18 protein-coding genes are annotated in these 17,532 nt (G+C 71.6%); 10 read left to right on the forward strand and 8 right to left on the reverse strand.

The annotated features are described in order from the left end of the window. Positions 1-69: 69 nt before the first annotated feature. A complete protein-coding gene (locus ACFYPM_RS21920; protein WP_387199890.1) occupies positions 70-717 on the forward strand; it encodes a TOPRIM nucleotidyl transferase/hydrolase domain-containing protein in 648 nt (215 codons plus the stop codon). Positions 718-727: 10 nt separating this feature from the next. On the opposite strand, the gene ACFYPM_RS21925 is transcribed toward ACFYPM_RS21920, so the two are convergent. From ACFYPM_RS21925 to ACFYPM_RS21935, 3 genes are all read right to left on the reverse strand, one after another. Next, positions 728-1,573, reverse strand: a complete 846-nt coding sequence (locus ACFYPM_RS21925) for a universal stress protein (RefSeq protein WP_387199893.1) — start codon at positions 1,571-1,573, stop codon at positions 728-730. Positions 1,574-1,583: 10 nt separating this feature from the next. Beyond that, positions 1,584-3,977, reverse strand: a complete 2,394-nt coding sequence (locus ACFYPM_RS21930; RefSeq protein ID WP_387199896.1) for a phosphoketolase — start codon at positions 3,975-3,977, stop codon at positions 1,584-1,586. 61 nt (positions 3,978-4,038) lie between these two features. Continuing rightward, entirely contained in the window at positions 4,039-4,899 is an 861-nt protein-coding gene (locus tag ACFYPM_RS21935) for a universal stress protein (RefSeq protein ID WP_387199899.1), read from the reverse strand. 286 nt (positions 4,900-5,185) lie between these two features. On the opposite strand from ACFYPM_RS21935, the gene ACFYPM_RS21940 reads away from it, so the two are divergent. The 8 genes from ACFYPM_RS21940 to ACFYPM_RS21975 all read left to right on the forward strand — a co-directional run bounded on the left by ACFYPM_RS21940 (position 5,186) and on the right by ACFYPM_RS21975 (position 12,140). Then, positions 5,186-6,343, forward strand: a complete 1,158-nt coding sequence (locus ACFYPM_RS21940; protein ID WP_387199902.1) for a serine hydrolase domain-containing protein — start codon at positions 5,186-5,188, stop codon at positions 6,341-6,343. A gap of 139 nt (positions 6,344-6,482) precedes the next feature. Further along, a complete protein-coding gene (locus ACFYPM_RS21945) occupies positions 6,483-6,719 on the forward strand; it encodes an HTH domain-containing protein (protein WP_007457155.1) in 237 nt (78 codons plus the stop codon). Beyond that, a complete protein-coding gene (locus ACFYPM_RS21950) occupies positions 6,719-7,297 on the forward strand; it encodes a Clp protease N-terminal domain-containing protein (protein WP_387199905.1) in 579 nt (192 codons plus the stop codon). The genes ACFYPM_RS21945 and ACFYPM_RS21950 overlap by 1 nt, the downstream gene beginning before the upstream one ends. A gap of 94 nt (positions 7,298-7,391) precedes the next feature. Then, complete coding sequence (locus tag ACFYPM_RS21955; RefSeq protein ID WP_387199907.1) at positions 7,392-8,396, forward strand: diacylglycerol/lipid kinase family protein; 1,005 nt, start codon at positions 7,392-7,394, stop codon at positions 8,394-8,396. Continuing rightward, the gene (locus ACFYPM_RS21960) at positions 8,389-9,390 is read left to right on the forward strand and encodes a YihY/virulence factor BrkB family protein (RefSeq protein ID WP_387199910.1); all 1,002 of its coding nucleotides are present in this window, start codon (positions 8,389-8,391) and stop codon (positions 9,388-9,390) included. The genes ACFYPM_RS21955 and ACFYPM_RS21960 overlap by 8 nt, the downstream gene beginning before the upstream one ends. Positions 9,391-9,459: 69 nt before the next feature. After that, the gene (locus ACFYPM_RS21965; protein WP_387199913.1) at positions 9,460-10,950 is read left to right on the forward strand and encodes a phosphatase PAP2 family protein; all 1,491 of its coding nucleotides are present in this window, start codon (positions 9,460-9,462) and stop codon (positions 10,948-10,950) included. A gap of 8 nt (positions 10,951-10,958) precedes the next feature. Beyond that, positions 10,959-11,780 (forward strand): endonuclease/exonuclease/phosphatase family protein, encoded by an 822-nt coding sequence (locus ACFYPM_RS21970; RefSeq protein ID WP_387199916.1) that lies wholly within the window; start codon positions 10,959-10,961, stop codon positions 11,778-11,780. Positions 11,781-11,891: 111 nt separating this feature from the next. Next, positions 11,892-12,140 carry a hypothetical protein gene (locus ACFYPM_RS21975; protein ID WP_387199919.1) on the forward strand — a complete coding sequence of 83 codons (249 nt, stop codon included), beginning with the start codon at positions 11,892-11,894 and terminating at the stop codon, positions 12,138-12,140. 168 nt (positions 12,141-12,308) lie between these two features. Here the strand turns inward: ACFYPM_RS21975 and ACFYPM_RS21980 are convergent, their stop codons facing one another. Continuing rightward, positions 12,309-12,530, reverse strand: coding sequence for a hypothetical protein (locus ACFYPM_RS21980; RefSeq protein WP_387199922.1), 222 nt, complete (start codon positions 12,528-12,530; stop codon positions 12,309-12,311). Between the two features lie 5 nt (positions 12,531-12,535). Further along, positions 12,536-13,498: a TIGR03557 family F420-dependent LLM class oxidoreductase gene (locus tag ACFYPM_RS21985; protein ID WP_387199924.1), complete on the reverse strand. Its 963-nt coding sequence runs from the start codon at positions 13,496-13,498 to the stop codon at positions 12,536-12,538. Positions 13,499-13,876: 378 nt separating this feature from the next. Between ACFYPM_RS21985 and ACFYPM_RS21990 the strand changes: the two genes are divergently transcribed. Further along, complete coding sequence (locus ACFYPM_RS21990; protein WP_387199927.1) at positions 13,877-15,238, forward strand: cellulase family glycosylhydrolase; 1,362 nt, start codon at positions 13,877-13,879, stop codon at positions 15,236-15,238. A 54-nt stretch (positions 15,239-15,292) separates the two neighbouring features. Here the strand turns inward: ACFYPM_RS21990 and ACFYPM_RS21995 are convergent, their stop codons facing one another. From ACFYPM_RS21995 to ACFYPM_RS22005, 3 genes are all read right to left on the reverse strand, one after another. Beyond that, positions 15,293-15,613, reverse strand: a complete 321-nt coding sequence (locus ACFYPM_RS21995; RefSeq protein WP_234581628.1) for a multidrug efflux SMR transporter — start codon at positions 15,611-15,613, stop codon at positions 15,293-15,295. Between the two features lie 241 nt (positions 15,614-15,854). Beyond that, entirely contained in the window at positions 15,855-17,114 is a 1,260-nt protein-coding gene (locus tag ACFYPM_RS22000; RefSeq protein WP_387200242.1) for an RNA polymerase sigma factor, read from the reverse strand. A 6-nt stretch (positions 17,115-17,120) separates the two neighbouring features. Next, positions 17,121-17,522, reverse strand: coding sequence for a YciI family protein (locus ACFYPM_RS22005; RefSeq protein WP_387199930.1), 402 nt, complete (start codon positions 17,520-17,522; stop codon positions 17,121-17,123). Positions 17,523-17,532 lie beyond the last annotated feature (10 nt).

Consider the following 17,532-nt stretch of genomic DNA (forward strand, 5'->3'; position numbering starts at 1 on the left):
CCCGGCGGCGAGCCGTTGCCGTACCCAATCCGGTGGCGGTCCTCATCGGAGGTTGCGAGACTTCGACCTGTGCGAGAACCGGACCGCTTCCGAGGTGCCGTGCAGGTCTGGGCGGCCGGTGGCGCGGGCGCCGCGGCAGCCGCCACGGTGGCCCGTGCCCAGGCCGGCGACCTGAGCACGGTCGTGCTCGTCGAGGGCTTCAGCGACCAGTGCGCGGTGGAGGCGCTGGCCGAGCGGCGGGGCCGTGACCTGGCCGGCGAGGGCGTGTGTGTCCTGCCGATCGGCGGCGCGATGAGTGTCGCCCGCTACCTGCGGCTCTTCGGCGCGCAGGGGCTGGCACCGACCGTACGAGGGCTCTGCGACGAGGCCGAGGAGGGCTTCTTCCGGCGCGGGTTGGAACAGGCCGGCTTCGGTGGCGACCTGACCCGCTCGGACCTGGCGGCGCTCGGCTTCCAGGTCTGCGTGACCGACCTGGAGGACGAGCTGATCCGCGCGCTCGGCAGCGACGGTGTCGAGCGGGTCATCGACGCCGAGCGGGACCTGGGAAAGTTCCGGGTCTTCCAGAACCAGCCCGCGCAGCGCGGACGCACGATCGAGCGGCAACTGCGCCGCTTCATGGGCACGATGAGCGGCCGCAAGGCCCGCTACGCTCGCGCGCTCGTCCACGCCCTCGACCCGGACGCCATCCCACCACCACTGGATCGGCTGCTCACCTGACGGTGGGCGGTCAGCGTTCCCGGACCACCGCGACCGGACAGTTGGCGTGCTGGATCACCTGCTGGCTGACCGAGCCGAGCAGCATCCCGGCCAGCCCACCCCTACCCCGGCTGCCGACCACCACCGACTGCGCGGACCGGCTCGCCCCGATCAGCATCGCCGCCGGGCTGCCCGAGATCAGGTCGACGGTCACGCTGAGCTGCGGGAAGGTTCGCCGCCACGGCTCCAGCGCCTGCTCCACCGCGGCCCGCTCGTCGGGCACCCCGGCCGCCGCTGCGGGGCCCGGGGTCCAGGCGTGCAGTACGCGCAACGGCATCTGCCGGCGGGCCGCCCGTTCCGCGGCGAAACCGAGCGCCACCAGCGACGGCCCCGAACCGTCCACCCCGACCGCCACCGGGCCGTCCGGTGCGCCGCCCGTTCCGTCGCGGACCACCACCACCGGGCAGTGGGCGTGGGCGGCCACCGACACGGCAGTGGACCCGGCCAGCAGGCCACCGAATCCGCCGTGGCCTCGGCTGCCGAGCACCAGCATGCCGGCCTCGGCCGAGCGTTCCTGCAACACCAGGGCCGGTGGTCCGTCGTACACGTCGCTGGTGATCGTCAGCCCGGGGTGGGTGGCGGTGGCGTCCGCCGCGGCCTTGCCGACCAGGTCCTCGACCTGGCGGCGGGCGGTCTCGTCCGGCCAGACCCCGGGCGTCACACCCGGGCCGACCCAGCCGGCCACGGTCAGCCACTCGAAGACGTACGCCAGCCGCACCGGTTGGCCGGTGTGCCGAGCCTCCTCCAGCGCCCACCGCAGCGCCACCGTGGCGTCGGTGGAGCCGTCGTAGCCGACCAGGATCTCCGCGTCGCGCACGTCGTTCTCCTCAGGGGTTCGTCGGGTCGGTTTCGCGGACCCAGCGCCACTCGGCGACCTCGGGGTCGTCCTCGCCGTAGCGGCGGGTGTAGTCGCGGGCGGCCTGCCGGGCGTCGACCATCCGCTGGCGCAGGTGCGCGGCGCGGGCGGCCAGCCCGGGTACCCGGTCGATGACGTCGATGACCAGGTGGAAACGGTCCAGGTCGTTGAGCATCACCATGTCGAACGGGGTGGTGGTGGTCCCCTCCTCCTTGTAGCCGCGTACGTGCAGGTTCTCGTGGTTGTTGCGGCGGTAGGTCAGCCGGTGGATCAACCAGGGATAACCGTGGTACGCGAAGATGATCGGCCGGTCCTGGGTGAAGATGGTGTCGAACTCGTTGTCGGTCAGGCCGTGCGGATGCTCGGTGTCGGTCTGGAGTCGCATCAGGTCGACCACGTTCACCAGTCTCACCCGTAGGTCGGGGAGGTGCTGGTGGAGCAGCTCGACGGCGGCCATCGTCTCCAGGGTGGGCACGTCCCCGCAGCAGGCCAGTACCACGTCCGGTTCGATGCCTCCGTCGTTGCTGGCCCACTCCCAGATCCCCAGGCCGCGTCGGGTGTGCTGGATCGCCTCGGTCATCGTCAGCCAGTTCGGCGCCGGCTGCTTGCCGGCCACCACCACGTTTATGTAGTGCCGGCTGCGCAGGCAGTGGTCCATCGTGGCGAGCAGGGTGTTGGCGTCCGGCGGCAGGTAGATCCGGACCACCTCGGCCTTCTTGTTGACCACGTGGTCGATGAAGCCGGGGTCCTGGTGGGAGAAGCCGTTGTGGTCCTGACGCCAGACGTGGCTGGACAGCAGGTAGTTCAGCGAGGCGATCGGCTGCCGCCAGGGGATGGCCCGGGTCACCTTCAGCCACTTGGCGTGCTGGTTGAGCATCGAGTCGACGATGTGGATGAACGCCTCGTAGCTGGTGAAGACGCCATGACGGCCGGTCAGGAGGTAACCCTCCAGCCAGCCCTGGCACAGGTGCTCGGAGAGCACCTCCATGACCCGGCCGTCGGGGGAGAGGTGGTCGTCGCCGGCAACGGTGGCGGCGACCCACGCCCGGCCGGTCACCTCGAGCGCCGCGCCCAGCCGGTTGGAGGCGACCTCGTCCGGACCGAACAGTCGGAACGTCTCCGGATTGGCGCTGATGACGTCGCGGATCCACGGACCGAGCACTCCCGTCGCACCGGCCATCGGCTGGCCCGGTTCTCCGACGTCCACGCCGTAGTCGCGGAAGTCGGGCAGGGCCAGGTCGCGCAGCACCACGCCACCGTTGGTGACCGGGTTGGCGCTCATCCGCCGGTCTCCGCGCGGCGGCAGTGTCCGTAGCTCCGCCACCGGCGCGCCGGTGGCGTCGAACAGTTCCTCGGGGCGGTAGCCGCGCAGCCACCGCTCCAGTTCGGCCAGGTGGGCCGGGTTGTCGCGGACTCCCGACAGCGGCACCTGGTGGGCGCGGTAGGTGCCCTCCACCTGCACGCCGTCCACCTCCTGCGGGCCGGTCCAACCCTTCGGCGTCCGCAGGATGATCATCGGCCAGCGGGGACGCTCGACGACGCCGCCGGAGCGGGCCCGCCGCTGGATCTCGGCGATCTCGTCCAGCACCCGGTCCATCGTCGCGGCGAGCACGCGGTGCACCACGGCCGGGTCGTCACCGGCCACCACGTACGGCTGATAGCCCGACCCGCGCATCAGGTCGAGCAGATCGGTCTCGGGGATCCGGGCCAACACGGTCGGGTTGGCGATCTTGTAGCCGTTGAGGTGCAGGATGGGCAGCACCGCGCCGTCGCGCGCGGGGTTGAGGAACACGTCGGAGAGCCAACTGCCGGCCAGTGGCCCGGTCTCCGCCTCGCCGTCGCCGATCACGCAGGCCACCACCAGGTCCGGGTGGTCGAACGCCGCGCCGTAGGCGTGGCTCAACGCGTACCCCAGCTCGCCGCCCTCGTGGATCGAGCCCGGCACGTCCGCCGCCACGTGGCTGGGGATGCCGCCCGGGAAGGAGAACTGGCGGAACAGCTTGGCCATCCCGACCTCGTCGCGCGCCACGTCGTGGTAACGCTCGGACCAGGTCCCCTCCAACCAGGTGTTGGCCACGATGGCCGGGCCGCCGTGCCCGGGGCCGGTGACCAGCATGGCGTTCAGGTCACGCGCCACGATCACCCGGTTGAGATGGGCGTAGACGAGGTTGAGCCCAGGGCTGGTGCCCCAGTGCCCGAGCAGGCGTGGCTTGATGTCGTCGCGGGTCAGCGGCTCCCGCAGCAGCGGGTTGCCCAGCAGGTAGATCTGCCCGACGGTGAGGTAGTTCGCGGCGCGCCAGTAGGCGTCCAGCCGGCGCAGTTCGTCGTCGGTGAGGGCGCTTCGCACGTCGAGAGCGGTGTCCATCAGGCTGCCTCTCGCGGGTAGGAGTGGGGGCGTCGGCTTCGCCGCTGCGCACAGCCCCGGGTCAGGGCCGTTGGTTCCGTGCCGGCCGGGCGTCGGGCCCGGTCAGCGGCACCTCGGCCAGGCCACGGACGACGACCACCGGGGCGGGGGAGTGGTAGAGCAGGGATTGGGCGACGGCGCCCAGCATGGCCCGTGCCGGTTCGTCACCGCGGGCGGCGACAAGCGTCACCTGCGTCGTGCGCGACATGTCGATCAGCACCTGCGCGGGGTCCCCGCGAACGACACGACACTCGGTGGGCACCGGGGTGGTGCGGCCGGCGTGCCGGGCCATGGCCTCGTTGAGCTGCTCGGCGACCGCGTCGGTGTCCTCGTCGTACTCCACCACGCGCAGCGCCAGCAGGCGGGCGCCCCTTCGGGCCGCGCAATCCATCGCCCACCGCAGCGCGAGGTGCGAGCTGGGGGAGCCGTCCACCCCGACCAGCACCGGGCCCTGCGGCGGCGGCTCGCGGCGGACCACCAGCAGCGGGCAACCGGCCCGCGCGGCCAACTGCACGGCGGGCGTCTCGGCCGGGACGCACTGGCCGCTGCCGGCCATTCCGCTGTCGCCGACCGCCAGCAGGAAGGCCGTCTCCGACCGGCGGATGAGGGTGGCCAGCGTGGCGCTCTCGACGATCTCGCCGCCCACGGTCAGCTCCGGCTCGACCTGGTGGGCGAGTTGCGCGGCCCGGGTGATCAGGCTCTCGGCCTCTTCGCGGGGCGCGGCGACGCTGTCCGCGGCGAAGGCCGCGTGCCAGTCGAAGGTGTGCAGCAGGTGCAGCGGCCGGCCGTGCCCGGCGGCTTCCTGCGCGGCCTGCTCGACGACCGGGAGGTCGAGATTCGAGCCGAGGCCGACAAGCACCGCGGCGTCGGTGGCTGCGGCCATCGATATCACCTCCCGGGCGTCGCGCCCGGCACGACCACGCTGTCCCTGACCGAGGGTAGTCGGGTGCCTCCGGTGGCGGGTGGGTTCTCCCCGAAGCTGATCCGCAGTGGCCCCCGCATCGCGTTGACACCCCTGAATGCCTGCCTCACTGTCCTATGGTCGTAGTACAACAGGGTAGGTGCGGACGCCCAGCCGCCGTAGATGCTGATCCGCTGTCACCGAAGATGCGTCGGAGCAGGCGTAACCCATAACACAGGAGGCGTGAATGGTCACTCGTAGGAGTCTGTTGCACATCGTCGCGGCCGGCCTGTTCGCTGCGGCCACTGGCACCACCGACGTGCTCGCCGCGCCGGCCCGCGCCGCTGCCGGAGCGCCGGCACGAAGCGCCACAACGGGCCGGACCCTGCACGTCGGCACGATGCAGGCGGCGCTGGACGACATCGCCGCAACGGCGGCGGTCGGCGTTCTCGCCGAGGTGAACGACGGCGCACAGGTGTGGAAGGGCGCCAGCGGCGTCGCGCGACTGGGCACCCGTCAACCTGTGTCGGCCGAGGGACGGTTCCGGGTGGGCAGCATCACCAAGTGCTTCATCGCCGCTGTCGTACTGCAACTCGCCGGCGAGGGGCGCCTCACCTTGGACGACACTTTGCAGCGATGGCTGCCAGGCATCCTTCCCGACGGCTCGCGCATCACAGTGCGTCAACTCCTGCAGCACACCAGCGGCGTCGTCAACTACACGAACGCCGCGTCGTTCCGCGCCGTCTACCGGTCGGAGGCGGACATCGTCCGGATGCGTAACCGGACGTGGACACCGCGGGAACTCGTCACCTTCGTCGACGACCTGCCACTGCTGTTCGAGCCCGGTAGCTCGTGGGAGTACTCGAATACCAACTTTGTCCTGCTCGGCATGGTTGTCGAACGGGTGACCGGCGTCCACTACGCAGCCGAGGTGCGCCGCCGGATCCTTCGCCCGCTCGGGCTGCTGCACACCCGGGTTCCGGGCGCCAATCCCGTTCTTGCCGGCGTGCACCCGCATGGCTACCTCGCGGTGGAACACGACGGCGTCGACCAGCCGGTCGACATCACCGTGTTCAATCCTTCGGTGGCCGGCGCGTCCGGGGAGATGACCTCCACAGCGAAGGACCTGAACATCTTCTTCCGCGCCTTGGTCGATGGGCGGCTGTTGGGTCCAGCCGAACAGGAGCAGATGAAGATCGCCCATGCTACGAGGCGCGACTACCAATACGGCCTGGGCCTGATGACCAGGTCCACCCTCGGAGGTACCCGGCTGTGGGGCCACCGTGGCGAGATCTTCGGTTACTACGCCGAGTCGTGGACCGCTGAAGACAACGGCCGCCAACTCACCGTGGCAGTCACGCCGTGGGGCGACATCGATCCGAAGGTCGCCATCACCGAGCTTGTTGAGACCGTCTTCGAATCCTGAAGGGCGGCATCACCACTAGGCCATCGGGTTGAGTCAGGATCCAGAGCTGTCCGAGGCTGGCGACGGCGGGCGGATTCGGGCACCCTTCGATCGTCAACCAGGGTTGACACGTCCTGCGTTGTCAACGTATGTTGACGATATGAGTCAGGCGACAGAACTCGCGGCGGCAGCCGGCAGCACCGACCCCCGGGTCGGGCTGCGCGCTGTCCGCGCGCTGCGCCGGCTGCTCGAGCGGCTCGAGGTGGTCCAGGTGGACAACGCCCGTCGACAGGGCTGGTCCTGGCAGGAGATCGCCGACGCGCTCGAGGTCAGCCGGCAGGCGGTGCACAAGAAGCACGCCGGGCGACCGGCGGTCAACTCATCCTGGGAGGCGTGATGTTCGAACGGTTCACCGACCGGGCGCGCGGCGTGGTGCATCGGGCGTTGGAGGAGGCGCGGGCCGAGGGCCAACGGCCGGTCGGCACCGAGCACCTGTTGCTCGCCCTGCTCGCCGACGACGCCGGTCTGGCCAGCCGGGTGCTGGCCGACGCCGGCGTACGCGCCGACGACCTGCGCGAGCGCGTCCGCCGACACACCGTCAGCGGGGGCGCCGGCCTCGGCGACGCGGACGCGGCGGCCCTGCGGGAGATCGGCATCGACCTGGCCGCGATCGTGGCCCGCATCGAGCAGTCCTTCGGCCCGGACGCGCTGCGCGAGGCCGTGCCGGCGCCGCGCCGCCGGTGGGGGCGCAAGCGCCACCTCGGCGGGCCGTTCTCGCCCCGGTCCAAGAAGGCGCTGGAGCTGTCCCTGCGCGAGGCGCTGCGCCTGCGCCACAAACACATCGGCACCGAGCACATCCTGCTCGGGGTGCTCCGGGAGGGGCACGGGCTGGGCGCGCTGGTGCTCACCGAGGCCGGCATCGACCTCGACGATCTGCGCCGCCGGGTGGAGAGCGCGCTACGGGCGGCGGCCTGACGGGCGTGCTCGCGTTGAAACGTGTCTGTGGCACTTTCGACGCGAGCCCCCCGCTGGGTCGCTGAAGGTGCCCCGGTGCTGCACACTGGCGCCCGTGGATGCTGGACAGGACAGGCGGCCCTCGGGGGGCGACGGCGGGTTGCGCTCCGCCGTGGTGGTCAACCCGGCGAAGGTCGACGATCTCGACGAACTGCGCCGTACCGTGAACGACGCGCTCAACGCGGCGGGCTGGCCCGAGCCGCAGTGGTACGAAACCACCGTCGACGACCCCGGCCGCGGTCAGGCCGAGCAGGCCGTGAAGGCAGGCGTCGACCTGGTCTTCGCCTGCGGTGGCGACGGCACCGTGATGTCCTGCGTCAGCGCGCTCGTCGGCACCGACGTGGCCCTCGCCGTGCTGCCGCAGGGCACCGGCAACCTGCTCGCCGCCAACCTCGGTCTCTCCACCGACCTGGCCGCCGGGCTCCAGGTCGCCGTCGAGCGGGGCCGCCGACTGCTCGACGTCGGCGCCGTCGAGGACAAATACTTCACCGTGATGGCCGGCATGGGCTTCGACGCCCAGATGCTCGAGGCCACCAACGAGACCACCAAGGCCCGCATCGGCTGGCCGGCGTACGTCATGGGCGCCGCCCGCCACCTGCGGGACCGGCCGATGCGGGTGCAGATCCGCATCGACGACCGCCCGCCGGTGCGCCGCCGGGCCCGCTCGGTCCTGATCGCCAACGTCGGCCGCCTCCAGGGCGGGGTCACCCTGCTCACCGAGGCCGAGCCGGACGACGGCTGGCTCGACGTCGCCGTGCTCACCCCGCACAGCCTGCGGCACTGGCTGGCGCTCGGCTGGGCGGTGGTCCGCCGCAGCGGCCAGGTGCCGCGGATGGAGGTGTTCCGGGGCAAACGCGTGGTGGTCACCAGCAACCGGGCCCAGCCCAGGGAACTGGACGGCGACCTCATCTCCCCGGACCGCCGGTTGCAGGCGGAAGTCCGGCCCGAGGCGCTCTGGCTCTGCGTCCCCCAACCCGAGGACGCCCCCGACCTGGCCGATGATGCGCGAAGCGCCGGGAAGCGGGGCGAGCAGCTGATCGAGGACGCACGTCGTGAGTAGCACCCGGATCGTGCCGGAGACCCGGTTGATGGCGGACGAGGAGTTGTCCGCCGACGACGCCTGGCACACGCTGCGCCGGCAGGGCGGCTGGCACCTGCTGCGGGACGCCTTCATCCGGTTTCGCTACGGCGACGGGTTCAGCCACTCGCGGGCCTTCGCACTGCAACTCTGCCTCGCCGTGGTGCCGTTCCTGATCGCCCTCACCGGCCTGATCAGCGAGCTGGGCGTCGAGGAGGGCGGTCAGGTGGTGGCCGACACCGTCCTGGCGCTGACTCCGGGCCAGAGCGCCCAGATGGTCGCCGAGCTGCTGGGTGAGGGCGAACGCGTCGAGGACGCGGGAGAGCTCGCACTCACCCTCGGTCTGCTCACCGGTCTGTTCGCGCTGACCACCACGATGGCCCAGATCGAACGGGGTGCCAACCGGATCTACGGCGTCGAACGGGACCGACCCGCACTGCGCAAGTACCTCCGCGCCGCGGTGCTGGCCGTCACCGCCGGCCTGCCCGCGCTCGCCGGCTTCCTGATCCTGGTCGGTGGCGGCGCGATGGGCGACTCGGTGCGCAAGCACTACGAGTGGGGTGCGCTCGCCAACGGCATCTGGGACGTGGTCCGCTTCCCGCTGAGCCTCGGCCTGACCGTCCTCGCCGTCGCCGTGCTGTTCCGGCACGCGCCACGACGCAACCAGCCGGGCCTGTCCTGGCTGTTCTTCGGTGCCGGCATCGCCACGGTCCTGTGGTGGCTGGCCAGCCTGCTGCTCGCCGCGTACGTGCGGTTCAGCGACGGCTTCGGGCAGACCTACGGCGCGTTGACCGGCATGATGGCGCTGCTGCTCTGGGCCAACCTGACCGGGATGGCGCTCTTCGGCGGGCTGGCCTTCGCCGCCCAGCTGGAGGCGCTGCGCATCGGTGCGCGAGAGCCGGCCCAACCCGACCTCTGGGAGCCCGACACCGACCGTGCCGAGTTGCTCGACACCGGGGACATGACGGCGCTCTGACGGCACCGGCGTGTACGACGGACGCGGATCGGGTAAAGCGCCTCGCCAGAGAGAAAAGGGAGGTGCGGAGTGACCGCGGTCAAGGAGATGGCGCGACGTCCGATCGGTCACTTCGCCGAGCGGAGCATCGCGGGTCTGGCGGCCGTCTTCGGCGCCGGGGTGGCCTTCGGGCTGCTGTTGCTGCTCGTCCGGGTGCGGTGGAGCCCGTTGCAGGACGGCGACCATGCCGTCGCCGAGTGGTTCAACGGGCTCGTCGCCCCGCACCACGCCCTGGTCACCGTCCTGCAGGCGGTGACCGACCTGGGTGGCCGACCGATCTACATCTGGCTGGTGAGCGTCGCCGTGGTCGGGCTCCTCATTCGCAAACAGCCACGGCTGGCCGTCTACCTGATCGTCACCGGCATCGGTGGCCTGATCCTCGACCCGTCGCTGAAGGCGCTTGTCGGACGGCTCCGCCCGGTGGTGGACGTGCCGATCGCCAGCGCACCGGGAAACAGCTTCCCGAGCGGGCACGCGCTGGGCTCGATCGTCGCGTACGGGGCTCTGCTGCTGGTGTTCCTGCCGGCCATGGCGCCGCGCTGGCGCAAGCCCGCGATCGTCGGCTTCAGCCTGCTGGTGGCGGTGATCGGCCTGACCCGGATCGCGTTGGGCGTGCACTACGTCTCGGACGTGCTGGCCGGCTGGCTGCTCGGCGCGGCCTGGCTCGGCGTCACCGCGTACGCCTTCCGGCTGTGGCGGCGTGAGCGCGGGCGGCCGGTACCGCCGCTGAGCGAGGGCCTGGAGCCCGAGGCCGGGCACGACATCGCCCCCGCCCCGGCGGAGGAGCACGTGCTGGCGCACCCGCGCTCGGCGGTGGCCGAGCTGCTGGTCGGGTGGGTGCTCGTGTTCGGGGCGCTCTACGCCTTCGGCACGTACGTCAGCTACCACGCCAAGGGCACCCTCTTCGACACCCTCGACACTGACGTGCCGCGGTGGTTCGCCGAACGGCACACCGACGTGTTGACCGACGTGAGTTGGTGGTGGAGCAAGTTCGGCGACACCCACGCGATCCTGATCATCTCGCTGGTGTTCTGCCCGCTGATCCTGGCGGTCTGGCGGCGTTGGCGTCCGGTGCTCTTCCTGGCGCTGGCCATGGTGGGTGAGCTGACCCTGTTCCTCGCCTCGGCCCGCGCCGTCGACCGACCGCGCCCGGCGGTGGAGAACCTCGACGGGCAGATGCCCACCTCGTCGTTCCCGTCGGGGCACATCGCGGCCACCATCTGCGTCTGGCTGGCCATCACGGTCATCGTGTTCCCGCGTACCGACAGGTGGTGGCGTTGGATCTTCGTGGCGCTGGCCGTGATCATGCCGGTCGGGGTCGCCACCTCCCGGATGTACCGGGGCATGCACCACCCGACCGACTTCATGGGCGCGATCCTGCTCTCCGCGCTCTGGATCGGGGTGCTCTACCTCGTCATCCGCCCGAACGCCGACCTGGAGGAAGGCAACCAACCGACCATCGAGTCGGAGGACGTGGACACCCTCGACGACGAGCTGGCGCGCGCCGGCCGAGCCGACTGAGCGCCCACGTGCTGCGGTTGATGACCTGGAACATCCGCACCGGCGGTCGGGATCGCGGTCGCGCCGACCGGCTGGACCAGGTGGTCCAGGTCATCGACGAGCAGGCGCCGGACGTGCTGGCGCTTCAGGAGCTGCGCGGTTTCGACCGCGACGGGCTGATGGCAGGCGTGGCGGGTCGGGTGGGGATGACGCCGTACCTGGCCCGCTCCTGTCTCGGGCAGCCGGTGGCGGTGCTGGTCCGGCCGCCGTACCAGGTCGTCGACGCGGGGCCGGTGCGCCGGCCGTTCCACCACGCCGCCGCCCGTGCCGTGGTGGCGACCGCCGCCGGCCCGCTCACCGTGCTCGGTGCCCACCTCTACCCGTACTCAGGGGGACGGCGGCGGATGGAGGCCGACTGGCTGGTCCGGGCGGTGCGACGTACCCCGGGTCCGTTGACGCTTGTCACCGGTGACCTCAACGCGCTCGACCCGAGCGTGGACCACACCGAGCGGCTGGCCGGGATGCCGACCCTCTACCGACGGCGGCACCTTCGCCGGCGCGGTGGCGACGTGGACACCCGCGCGATCGCCCGGCTGCTCGCCGCCGACCTGGTCGACCTGTGGCCGTCGGTCAACGCCGGAGCGGCCGAGGCCGAGGGCCGTACCGTCCCCACCCGCTTCGGTGGGGCCGAGTTCGCCGGGATGCGACTGGACTACCTGCTCGGCACCCGCGAGGTGGCGCGGCGGACGCGGGAGTGCCGGGTCGTCCGGGGCGGGACGGCGGACACCGCATCGGACCACTATCCGCTGCTCACCACACTCGACCTCGATCCGGCCGCAACCACCGGCTGAGGCGTGGCGCGGGTCGGTTACCGTGAGCGCCCCCTGCCGGTCCGCTCACCGCTGCCCGACCCGCCGAGCGGGCACCCCGCCGGACCAACGGCGGCGCGTCCACCCTCCGCCGTGGACCCGGCAGAACCGGCCGCCGTCGCGCTCCCGCTCGTCGCGGCGGTCGCGCGGGGTGTCGCGTTGGTCGTGGTGCTGCCGGTACGCCTGCTCTGGGAGCTGACCGCGGCTGCCGGCCGGCTGGTGGTCTGGTTCGCCGGAGTGCTGGCCGCGATGGGATCGGCAGTGGGGCGGGCAGCTCGGCGGCTGCTCTGGGCACCGCTTGTCTGGTTGGCCCGCCACGGGCCACCGCCCTTCTCGCGCTGACCCGCCCGCGGTGCGCGCCGGTCAGGTCGTGCTCGCGGTCGTCCTCACAGCACCAGGTTGAGCAGGACGGTGAGCACCACCGAGGCGAGGATCGAGAAGAGGATCATCAGCAGGCAGCCGAGGCCACCGCCGAGCGGGCGAATCTCCGTGTTGCCGAGACGCATGGGGTCACCTGTCCGAGAGTGCGGGTTGCGGTGCGAGCAGGCAGCGGCACGCGTCCGCGACCTGCGTCGGGGCGGTCGTGACCACGTTGTGCGCGACGCCGGGGACGACCACCAGGCTCGCGTCCGGCACGTCGACGAGCCGCCACTCGCTCGTCAACCCGGCGGCCGGCCGGGGCGCGGCCATGGCGAGCCGTAGCTCGGTCGGACCGAAGTGGCCGCCGGGCATCGGCGTCACAACTCCCGCAGCCGGGGCAGGAGCTGCTCCTGCGCCCAGTCCAGGAACATCGGCTGGGTCTCTCCGCCGACCTGGATGATCGCCACGTGGGTGAAGCCGGCGTCGACGAACCTGCGGAACGCCTCGACGTGCGCGTCGACGTCCGGGCCGCAGGGGACGCCCTCGGCGACGTCCTCCTCCCGGACGAACTGGGTGGCGGCGGCGAAGGACTCCGGGCCGGGAAGGTCGGCGTTCACCTTCCAACCCATCCCGAACCAGCGGAACTGGTCGTGCACGATCTTGCGGCACTCCGCCTCGTCGGGGCCGTAGCAGATGGCCACCTGCCCGTAGCGGGGCTGGCCGGCGCCGCCGGCGTCGTCGTACATCTCGATGATGTGCCGGTCGGGTTCGGTGGAGATTAGGCCGTTGCCGTACTCCGCGGCCAACGTCGCGGACTGCCGGCCGGACGCGGCGACGGCCATCGGCACCGGCCGTTCCGGGCGGTCCCAGACGTAGGCGTCCGGCACGTCGAAGTGATTGCCGGAGAAGGTCAACGTCTCTCCGTTGAGCAGCGGCCGGATGATCTGCAGCGCCTCCTCGAACATCTCGTGCCGCTGCTGCACGTGCGGCCAGCCACCGACCACGTGCTCGTTCAGGTTCTCCCCGGCGCCCAGGCCGAGGGTGAACCGGCCGTCCGAGAGCGCCCCGATCGTGCTGGCCTTCTGCGCGACCACGGCCGGGTGGTAGCGGCGGATCGGGCAGGTCACGAACGACATCAGTTGGGCGCGGGAGGTGGCGTGGGCGACCGCGCCGAGCACCGACCAGGCGTACGGGGAGTGGCCCTGGGAGTCCAGCCAGGGGTAGTAGTGGTCGGACATCACCAACTGGTCGAAGCCGGCCGCCTCGGCCCGGACCGCGTGGTCGACCAACTGCTTGGGACCGGCCTGTTCGCCCATCAGGGTGTAGCCGACGCTGACCATCCTGGTATCCCCTCTCACTGGCTGATCGTTCCCGGGATACCCCGCTCGGCCGCCGTCAACCCTCGCGTCCGGTTCGGGATGGGCGGTGCTTGACGGATGACGGGTGACCTGCCTACCGTCGGTCTTAACCGGTTAAGAGCCGGAGGTGGCGCACATCCTGTGGTGGGGATGATCGCCCCGCAACGGCCCGCGCTCGCGTGGGCCGTTGCGGCTGTCCGGGGTGCGGGCCGCTCAACTGAACCGGTTGCGGAGGTCGATCCATCGCCATACGCTGATGCGTGCGCGCCGGGAGTCGGGCGCGGCTGCCGGGCTGCAGCCGCCCTCCCCCTGTCACGTCCCACCCCTGTCGGGCACCGGGGGTCCTCCCTGAGGAAGACCATGAAGACTCGACTCACCGCCGCCGGCGCGGCCCTGCTCGCGTTGCTCGTCACCGTGCTGGCGTTCGGCCAGCCGGCGCACGCCGCGGCCGGTTTCTCCGTCGCGGACGGCAGGCTGTACGACGCCAACGGCACCGAATTCGTCATGCGGGGTGTCAACCACGCGCACACCTGGTATCCGCAGCAGACCAACTCCTTCGCCGACGTCAAGGCGCTCGGCGCGAACACCGTGCGGGTGGTGCTCTCCAACGGGGACCGGTGGACCCGCAACACCAACGCCGACATCGCCACCGTCATCTCGACGTGCAGGGCCAACCGGCTGATCTGCGTGCTCGAGGTGCACGACACCACCGGGTACGGCGAGCAGAGCGGGGCAATCACCCTGGACCGGGCCGTCGACTACTGGCTCAGCCTGGCCGACGTCCTCGTCGGCCAGGAAAGATACGTCATCGTCAACATCGGCAACGAGCCGTACGGCAACCAGACCTACGGCTCGTGGGCCACCGACAACGCCAACGCGATCAAGCGCCTACGTAACGGCGGGCTGACTCACACGATCATGGTGGACGCCCCGAACTGGGGTCAGGACTGGTCCTTCACCATGCGGGACAACGCCGCGTCGGTGTTCGCCGCCGACCCGGCCCGCAACACCGTCTTCTCCATCCACATGTACGGGGTCTTCGACACCGCCGCCGAGATCAGCGACTATCTGGGTCGGTTCCGTGCCGCCCGGCTGCCGATCGTGGTCGGTGAGTTCGGTTTCAACCACTCCGACGGGGACCCGGACGAGGACACCATCCTCGCGTACAGCCAGGCCAACGGGATCGGCTGGTTGGGCTGGTCGTGGAGTGGCAACGGCGGTGGGGTGGAATATCTCGACCTCGCCACCAACTTCAACCCGGCCAGCCTGACCACCTGGGGCCAGCGGCTCTTCAACGGCGCGAACGGCATCCGGCAGACCGCCCGGGAGGCAAGCGTCTTCGGCGGCACGCCGCCGCCGACCACGCCGCCGCCGACCACGCCGCCGCCGACCACGCCGCCGCCGACCACGCCGCCGCCCGCAGGCGGTTGCACGGCGTCGTACACGGTGACACACCAGTGGCAGGGCGGCTTCCAGGGCGAGATCCGCGTGACGGCCGGCGCGACGGCGATCGCCGGCTGGACCACCCGGTGGACCCTCGCCAACGGCCAGAGCGTCACCCAGTCCTGGAACGCGACGGTGACCACCAGCGGATCCGCGGTGACCGCGCGCAACACGGACTACAACGGCCGACTGGCGGCCGGTGCCAGCGTCAGCTTCGGCTTTCTCGGCGGCTGGACCGGCAGCAACCCCACCCCGGAGGTGAGCTGCACGGCAGGCTGACCGACGCCAGGTGGCCGGGCCCGCACCGCGCCCGGCCACCACGCCGGGCTGCGGTCAGTGCTCTCCGGTCAGGTTCACGATGACCACTCCCGCGATGATCAGAGCGATGCCGGCGAGCTTGACCAGCCCGACCGACTCGCCCAGGAACACCGCGCCGATCGCCACGATCGCCGCGGTGCCCAGACCCGACCAGAGGGCGTACGCGACGCCGACCGGTATCTCCTTCACGGCCTGGGCCAACAGAAGGAACGCCAGCGCGTACCCGGTGAGGCAACCAAGCGTCGGCCAGAGGCGGCTGAACCCGGCGGTGCTCTTGATCAGGCTGGTCGCCAGCACCTCGGCGAGGATGGCGATCCCCAGCAGCACGTACGCCATACGGCTCCCTGGTGTTCGATGCTCGATGAACGCGTCGCTGCTGAGGTTAGTGCCGGCGGTGTCCCCGACCTGCCGACCAACCGGCAAAACGGCCGCCCCGGTGAGGGCTGGCCGGCTAGATCTTGGACACTTTCCGTTCCGCGCTAACGGAAAGTGTCCAAGATCGCTAACTATGGTGGCGAACCGCGCCGCGCCGGGCGTGGTGAACCGCGCCGCGCCGGGCCTGGTGGACCGCGTCGCGTCAGGGGAGGTCGACGGGCTCGGCGGCGAGTCGCGCTGCCCGCATCGTCAGGTACCGCTGTTCGGGCAGGCTGCTCGTGCACGCGGCGGCGGCGCGGTAGCCCGCCATCGCCCGCTCCCGGTCGCCGGCCATCTCGTGCAGGTGGGCGCGGGCGGCGGGCAGCCGGTGGTGCCCGGCCAGTCGGGGGTCGTCGGCCAGCGCGTCGAGAGCGGCCAGTCCGGCCGCCGGTCCGTGCACCATGGCGGTCGCCACGGCCCGGTTGAGCGCCACCACCGGGCTGCCGACGAGCCGTTCCAGCACCTCGTAGAGCGCCAGGATCTGCGGCCAGTCGGTCTGCGACGTGCTCGGCGCCTCGTCGTGCAGGGCGGCGATGGCGGCCTGCACCTGGTACGGGCCGACCGGCCCGCGCGGCAGCGCACGGGTGACCAGGGCGACCCCCTCGGCGATCGCCGCCGCGTCCCATCGGCCGCGGTCCTGGTTGGCCAGTGAGATCAGCTCACCGGAGGGTCCGGTCCGCGCCGGACCGCGTGCCTCGGTGAGCAGCATCAACGCCAGCAGCCCGGTCGACTCGCTGTCGTCGGGCAGCAGCGTGTGCAGTGCGCGGGCCAGCCGGATCGCCTCGGCCGCGAGGTCGATCCGGCGGAGGTCCGGGCCGGTGGTGCTGGTGTGTCCCTCGGTGAAGACCAGGTAGAGCACCTGCCGGACGCTGGTGAGCCGGTCGGCGCGCTCCGCCTCGTCCGGCATTCGGAACGGCAGCCCGGACGCGCGGATGCGCTGCTTGGCCCGGCTGATCCGTTGCGCCATCGTCGCCTCGGGCACCAGGAACGCGCGGGCGATCTCGGCGGTGCTCAGGCCGCCTACGGCGCGCAGGGTCAGCGCCACGGCCGACGTCGGGGCGAGTGCCGGATGGCAGCAGAGCATCAGCAGGACCAGGGTGTCGTCGCGCTCGGCGGTCAACTCCTCGTCCGCGGCCGGTGCGTACTGCCGGTCGTCCGGGTCGCGCCGGGCGACCAGGTCCTCCCGGCGACGCCGAGCCTGCGCACCGCGGACCAGCTCGATCATCCGGCGGTAACCAACCTGGATCGGCCAGCCGCGCGGGTTCGCCGGCAACCCTTCGGTGGGCCACTGCGTGGCGGCGGCCAGCAACGCCTCCTGCACCGCGTCCTCGGCGGTGGCGAAGTCACCGAAACGGCGGGCGAGCACGCCGAGGACCTGCGGCGCCAACTCGCGCAGCAGATCCTCGGTGCGGGCATCGGTGATCAGCCGTCACAGCTCCTGAGGTGGGGCGGACATCACCGGGTGCACCTCGATCGGCATGTTCAGCGGCTGGCCGCCGGGGCCGGGTGCGGTGGAGATGTACGCGGCCAGTTCCACCGCCCGCTCCGGGCTGTCGCAGTCGACGATCCAGTAGCCGGCGAGGAACTCCTTCGTCTCGGCGAACGGCCCCTCGGTGACCACCGGCGCTCCGCCGTCGCCGGCGCGCACGATCTGGGCCTGCTGCGGGCCGCCGAGGCCCTGCGCGTCGACCCACTCGCCGGCGGCGGTGAGCTTGCCGTTGACCTCGCCCATGAACGCGATGTGCGCCCGGACCTCCTGCGGGGTCCAGGTGTCCAGGCTCGGGAAGTCGGTCCCCGCGGCGCTGAACTGCATCAGCAGCATGTACTTCATTGGTGCCTCC

It is taken from the genome of Micromonospora sp. NPDC005203 (assembly GCF_042872705.1).
Lineage (GTDB): Bacteria > Actinomycetota > Actinomycetes > Mycobacteriales > Micromonosporaceae > Micromonospora.